The organism is Sphingomonas sp. (genome assembly GCF_048594985.1).
In the GTDB taxonomy this organism is placed as follows: Bacteria; Pseudomonadota; Alphaproteobacteria; order Sphingomonadales; family Sphingomonadaceae; genus Sphingomonas_I.
The window spans coordinates 1-6737 of sequence record NZ_JBMDXG010000322.1; the positions used below are offsets into that span (position 1 = coordinate 1).

The 6737-nt window shown below is 65.2% G+C and carries 4 protein-coding genes; 1 reads left to right on the plus strand and 3 read right to left on the minus strand.

Annotated features, from left to right (window positions below; genetic code table 11):
- From ACOJSF_RS13175 to ACOJSF_RS13185, 3 genes are all read right to left on the minus strand, one after another.
- A partial coding sequence (locus ACOJSF_RS13175) for an amidohydrolase family protein (protein ID WP_420142655.1) occupies window positions 1-1316 on the minus strand: 1316 nt, incomplete at its 3' end.
- 99 nt (window positions 1317-1415) lie between these two features.
- The gene (locus ACOJSF_RS13180) at window positions 1416-3089 is read right to left on the minus strand and encodes an amidohydrolase family protein (protein WP_420142656.1); all 1674 of its coding nucleotides are present in this window, start codon (window positions 3087-3089) and stop codon (window positions 1416-1418) included.
- Window positions 3090-3147: 58 nt separating this feature from the next.
- Window positions 3148-5544: a TonB-dependent receptor gene (locus tag ACOJSF_RS13185; RefSeq protein WP_420142657.1), complete on the minus strand. Its 2397-nt coding sequence runs from the start codon at window positions 5542-5544 to the stop codon at window positions 3148-3150.
- 440 nt (window positions 5545-5984) lie between these two features.
- Between ACOJSF_RS13185 and ACOJSF_RS13190 the strand changes: the two genes are divergently transcribed.
- Window positions 5985-6737, plus strand: a 753-nt coding sequence (locus ACOJSF_RS13190; protein WP_420142658.1) for a zinc-dependent alcohol dehydrogenase, incomplete at its 3' end; no start/stop codon positions are given.

The window sequence follows — 6737 nt, forward strand, 5'->3', positions numbered from 1 at the left end:
CCCGCCTCGCGGAACAGCTCCAGCTCCTCGACATAGGCGAAGCCATAGACCTTGTAGATGAAGCCGGAATCGGTCCCGACCGTCACCAGACCGCCCATATTCTTGTAGTCGTTCACGATGTCGAAGAACTTGTCGTAGAACTTCTTCCACGACGTCTCGATCTCGCTGGTCCAGTCGTAAAAGTAGGAGCCGTGATTGTCGCGCGTCGACTGGAAGTAATTCCACAGCTGCGGCGTCGTGTACGTGCCCTGCCAGTCGGCATTGCGTGCGCGCATCAGGTCGCGCGAAGCGGCATAGATGTTGAAGGTCGGGTTGAAGATGACCTGGTTGGCCTTCTGGTGCTCCAGATACTCCTTCCACTCCGGCGAGCCGCGATCATAGACCTGCTTCCAGATGTCGGCGACCTGCCCGAACCGGTCGAGTTCGTTGTAGAAATTGTACCCGGCCGAGAAATCCTGGATCGTGCCGTCCTTGATCAGCGATTCCATGTGCCCATAGAAATGCGTCACGGAATCGAGATGGGCGTCGCCGGCGACGCGCGCGTTGAAATTGGCGACCGCCAGCTGGCTGAGGTGCGCGACGGTGCCCATGCCGTTCTTGTGCGCCTCGTCGATGGCGGCGCGGATGACCTCGGGCGTCTCGTCGTTCCAGCCGAAGAACTTGATCCCGTCGATATTGTTCTTCGCGGCCCAGCGGACCCATTCGCGCGCCTTGTCGGGGCCGGTGATACGGCCGCCGGCCCAGCCCGAACCCACCGTCTGATAGTTGAAGATGCGCGGCGCCACGATCTCGTTGCGCGCCGAGCGGTTCTTCTCGGACGAGGCGAGCGTCTGGTTGGCGAGCCCTACGCCGCGCACCGTCGTCACGCCGTGCGCCAGCCAGAGCTTATAGGCATAGGAGGCGTCGGGCGCCTTGTCAGGACCGGGCAGGTGGACGTGCGTGTCGACGAAGCCCGGCATCACGTACATGCCGGTGGCATCGATCTCCTGGTCGAAGTCACGCGGCTCGCGATCCTGCTTCCATGCCATGCCGGGCCAGCCGGCCTGCTTGATGTCGGCGATGCGGTTATTCTCGATGATGATGTCGACGGGCCCGCGCGCCGGCGCGCCGGTGCCGTCGATCAGGGTCGCGCCCCGGATTACCAGCCGGCGGAACGGGCCGGCGCCCTCGCCCGCCGCGCGCGTGGGCGCGCCCTTGGGCGACGGCCCCAGCTCGGATGTCGGCGCGGTCTTGGTCGGCCCGGCCTGATGCGCCGCGAGCGGGACGGCGATGCCCGCCAGCGCGATGCCGGCGGCGAGAATGGACGTGAACTTCATCATGATACCCCGTTTCGACTGTCCGCAGCCGACAGAAAGATCGTTGTTTGCGCAAGGGGATGGCGCGCCGGCGGAGGAACTCGCCGGCGCGCCCACGGCTCAGGGGTGCGGCAAGCCCTCTTCGGGCATCCCCATCCGCCGTTTCTCGGCCTTGACCATCTCGGCCACGTCGGCGAGCAGCTTCTTCGCGTCGTAGACGATGCCGTCCTTGACCGTGTAGCTGACCCCACCCACGCGCTCGAGCTTCTGCGTGGTCTCGTTCAGGCGCAGCGCGCCCGTGCCGTAGAGCGTCTTGAAGTTCTGAAGCGGATTTTCCTTCAGGATGACGAGGTCGGCGAGCTGGCCGACGCGGACCGTGCCGATCGGCGGCACCGGCTGGCCCTTCGGCTCATACAAAGTCAGCGCGCCGTTGAGCGTCGCGGCCATCAGCACCTGGCTCGGGTTGAACCCCGCCTCCTGCAGCAGCTCGAGCTCCTGGACGTAGCCGAAGCCGTACGGCTCGAAGATGAATCCCGAATCCGAGCCCGTCGTGACGCGGCCGCCGATATTCTTGTAGTCGTTCATCAGGCGCATGAACTTGTGATAGAAATTGCGCCACTTCACCTCGGTCGCGAGCGTCCAGTCGTAGAAATACGATCCGTGATTCTCGCGCGACGATTGGTAGAATCCCCACAATTGCGGCATCGTGTATTTGTCGTGCCAATCCGCGTTGCGGGCATGCATCAGGTCGCGGCCGGCGGCATAGATCGTCATCGTCGGATCAAACGTGACGTGGTTTTCCTTCTGCTTCTCCAGATAGGCCCACCATTCGGGCGACCCTTCCTCGAAGCTTTCGGCATAGAGGTTGGCGACGTCGCCGAACCGGTCCTGCTCGTCGGCATAATTATAGTCGGGACGCCAGTTCTGGACCTGCCCGTTCTTGAGCATCGATTCGAAGTGGCCGTAGAAGTGGGTGACGGTGCCGAGGCCCGCCGCGCCCGCCTGCTCGGCATTCATCCGGCCGACGCCGACCTGCGACAGGTGGGCGACGGTGCCGAGCTTGAGCTTCTTGGCCTCGTCCATGATCGCCGCCATCACTTCCGGCGGCTGATCCTCGTTGTCGATCAGCTTGATGCCGTCGATGCCGGCCTTGGCGGCCCACTGCACCCACGCGCGTGCGCGTTCGGGCGTGTTGGTGCGCCCGCCGGTCCAGCCATTGCCCTGGCCGGGGCGCTGATAGGCGAAGATGCGCGGGGCGACGATCTCGTTGCGGGCCGAGCGCGCACGCTCGCTGAGCGAGATCTCGAACGGCGCCAGATCGACGCCGCGCACCGTGGTCACGCCGTGCGCCAGCCACAATTTGTAGGAATAGGACAGGTCCGGCGCCTTGTCGCTCGTCGAACCGTGCACGTGCATGTCGACGAAGCCCGGCGTCACGAACATGCCCGTCGCGTCGAGTTCATAGTCGAAATCGCGCGGCTCGCGGCCCTGCTTCAGCGGCAGGCCGGGGGTGCCGGCAGCGACGATGTCGGCGATCACGTTGTTTTCGATCACGATGTCGACCGGCCCGCGCGGCGGCGCGCCCGATCCGTCGATCAGCGTGACGCCACGGATCACCATCTTGCGATACGGGCCTGCGCCCTCGCCCGACTTGCGCGCCGGCGCCGGGTTCGCGCCTGCGCGCGGCTTGACCGCCTCGACCTTGGCCGGCGCGGCGGTCTGCGCGATCGCTCCACCGGCGATGCACGCGGCGCCCGCCATCAGCGACAGGATCGTGACTTTTGCGATTCTCATTGTGTGTCCCCTTCCCCCAAAGAAAATGGGCGCGGACCCGAAGGCCCGCGCCCGATGATCAGAACCGCTTCGTCACGTTGATGCCGAAGGTCCGCGGCGGCGAGCTGAAGGCGTTGGTCAGCCCGCCGGTATTGGCGCTCGCGCTCATATTGTTGATCGCCGTGTCGTCGAACAGGTTGTTGATGTAGAGGTACACGCCCCAGTCGAGGCTCGGCTCCTGGACGCCGAAGCGCAGGTTGGCGAGCTGGTAGGACGGGATCACGCGGCGGTACACGTCCGCCGGGGCGAGCGTGCTGTACGACTTGCCGACATGGCTGGCGTCGAAGCGGATCACGCCATCCATTTCGTCCGTGATCGGGCGGTTATACTCGACCGCGAGACCCGCCGTGAGGCGCGGGATATAGGCCAGGCGATCGCCCTTGCGGCCCGTGGCGACCACGATCGAGCTGATCTGGTCCTCGGACAGCTTGGCATCGGTATAGCCGACATTGCCGCTGACCGAGAGGTTGCGCGTGATGTTCGCGTCCAGCTCGGCTTCCGCGCCCCAGATGCGGGCGGCGCCGGCATTGGCGATCAGGCCGAACACCGATCCGGTTCCGGAGGTACGCGCCGACACCTGCAGGTCGTCCCAGTCGATGCGATAGCCGGCGACGTTGAAATACACGCCCGGCATGACCTTGGTCTTGGCGCCGAGCTCATAGTTCCACAGGCTGTCGGACGAATATCCGGCCAGCGCCGCCGGCAGGCCGATCACCTGGTTCACGCCGCCGGGGCGGAAGCCCTGTGCCGCCTGCGCATAGAATAGCAGGTCGGGCTTGGCCTGCCACGACAGGTTGAACTTGTAGATGAAGCCGTCTTCCTTGTTGGTCGCTTCCGTATAGGGCGTGACCACCGAGGTGTAATGGATCTGGCCGACGTCGATCCGGCCGCCCACCGTCTTCTTGAAGTCGTAATAGCGCGTGCCGGCGGTGAACGTCAGGTTCTGGAGGATGTCGTAGCTCAGCTCGACATACGCCGCCTTCTGCTTGAGCTTATCGCTGATCGTGCGATCATAGGCCAAGGTCGCCGGATTGTTCACGTCCGAAAGCGAGCCGGTGATCGGATCGGCGATGGCGAGGGTCGAACGCACGACGGTGTCGCGATCCTCAAAGAACACGCCCGCGGTCCACTGGAACGGGCTATCGCTGTCCGAGCTGACACGCAGTTCGTTCACCCAGTTCTTGACGCTCTGCGGCTGCAGCAGCGACGATTGCTGGATCGCGCGCGTGGCGGTCAGATAGCCGCCAAGCTGGGCATCGCTGCAGGTGCCCGCGTTGCGCAGCAGATATTGGCGGCATCCGGCGGCGGTGTCGCGGCCGTTGAACGTGTCGCTGACGTCCGAGACCTGCGTACGGTCGCGATCGAAATAGGAGGTGACGCCGACGACGTTGAAGCCGTCGAACTCGTACCGGACGGTGGCGTTGTAGATCCGGTTCTCGTCATAATTGCCGGCGCGGCCGCGGGCCGACGACACGAACTTGCGGCCCACCGCAGCGCTCGATTCCGGGCGCCACATCGGCGATTCGGTGCTGACCTTCTCGTAGAAGGCGGCGAGGTCGACCGTCAGCCGCTCGGTCGGCGTCAGGCGGAGCAGCGCGCGGCCGCCCGCGCTGTAGCCATCGTTGATGTTCTTGCGGTTGCGCAGGTAGCGGTCGCCCGCCGGCGTGGTGTCGGCGACGTTCTTGGCGTTGGGGTCGTTCGCCAGGATGATATTGTCCACATAGCCCGCGAAGCGGTTATAGTTGCCGACCACGCGCAGCGCGATCTTGTCCTCGATCAGCGGCAGGTTGACCATGCCGTCGACCGACCAGCCCTCGCTGCCGCCCTTCACGGTCGACAGGTTGCCGCTGACCGCCGCCTCGATCCGGTCGGCCTTCGGCTTTTCGAAGATGACGCGCAGCGTGCCGCCCATCGATCCCGATCCGAACAGCGTGCCCTGCGGACCGCGCAGCACTTCGGCGCGCGCCACGTCGAACAGGCGGAAGTCGGGGGTGGAACTGGCCGCATCCGACGAGGTCGAGACCGAGCCCGAGACCGGGGTCTCGTCATAATAGACGCCGACCGTCGCCTCGCCCGACGACTGGATGCCGCGGATCAGCACGCGGCGCTGGCCGGGGCCGCTGTCGACGATGCGCAGCGACGGCGCGTTGCGCGTCAGATCGGCAAAGCTGGTCGTGCCCGACGCGGCCAGATCGTCGCCCGACGTCGCCGAAATGGCGAGCGGCGTTTCCTGGATGCGCGTGTTGCGGCGGAGCGCGGTGACGACGATGTCGCCGCCGCTCGCACCGGCCTCGGCCCGCTCGGTCGTGTCCGCTTCGGCCTGCGCCAGCGCGGCGGTCGGGACGGACAGCAAGGTGCCGGCCAGCAACGCGATCCGCAGGGCGGACGCACGCGGACGGGACGATAGAATCGACATACTGATAACCCCCTTATTCTTCGGCTGCCCCGGGTTCGGATCGCTCCGTCCCGGGATCATGCTGAAACCCTTTGCATCTTCACCCTAGGGCAAGAGCCGCCGAAGGTGCTTCCTTTATTTTTTCCATATGCCAAATTATGTTTGGCTTATTGGCTTCGAGAGAAAAAATATCCGCGAATGTGGGAATTCCGATCTCCGGACATTCGGGTGCAAACCCATTTGAACACCGGATAATGTTTCGGCTGGTAGCGCTAACCCATGATATCTTGTCACGCGGGTTCGAAGGACCGTGGCACCTGCGGCAAGCATGAGCCGCATTTTATCCGGACATCGAGCCGATCCGGACGCGATGCGTCACGCCGCCCTACCCTTTTGATCCGGCGCAATGCGGGCGCGGTTGCCGCGTGCAAGGCCGGCCCGTCACCGGAGGAGATCCCATCATGCCAGCTACCATGAAGGCAGCCGTCGTTCGTGCTTTCGGCCAGCCACTGACGATCGACGAAGTGCCCGTGCCCCAGGCGGGACCGGGCCAGATCCAGGTCGCGATCCAGGCGTCGGGCGTGTGCCATACCGATCTTCACGCCGCCGAGGGCGACTGGCCGGTCAAGCCCAGCCCGCCCTTCATCCCCGGCCACGAGGGCGTCGGCTACGTGTCGCAGGTCGGCGCGGGCGTGACGCACATCAAGGAGGGCGACCGCGTCGGCGTGCCGTGGCTCTACACCGCCTGCGGCCATTGCGTGCATTGCCTCGGCGGGTGGGAGACGTTGTGCGAGAGCCAGCTCAACACCGGCTATTCGGTCAATGGCGGGTTTGCCGATTATGTCGTCGCCGATCCCAACTATGTCGGCCACCTACCCGACACGATCGGTTTCACGGAAATCGCGCCGGTGCTGTGCGCGGGCGTGACGGTCTATAAAGGGCTCAAGGTCACCGATACCAAGCCCGGCGACACCGTCGCGATCAGCGGGATCGGCGGGCTTGGCCACATGGCGGTGCAATATGCCAGGGCGATGGGGCTGAACGTCGCGGCGATCGACATCGACGATGCCAAGCTCGATCTCGCACGCCGGCTCGGCGCGACCATCACCGTCAATGCGCGCGAGCAGGATCCGGTCGAGGTCATCCGGCGCGAGACCGGCGGCGGCGTCGACGGCGTGCTGGTGACGGCGGTCAGCCCGAAGGCGTTCCAGCAG

Bases quoted from the DNA above. Each gene is read 5' to 3' on its own strand.
- ACOJSF_RS13185 (WP_420142657.1), bottom strand. From the start codon at position 5,544: ATGTCGATTCTATCGTCCCGTCCGCGTGCGTCCGCCCTGCGGATCGCG.
- ACOJSF_RS13180 (WP_420142656.1), bottom strand. From the start codon at position 3,089: ATGAGAATCGCAAAAGTCACGATCCTGTCGCTGATGGCGGGCGCCGCG.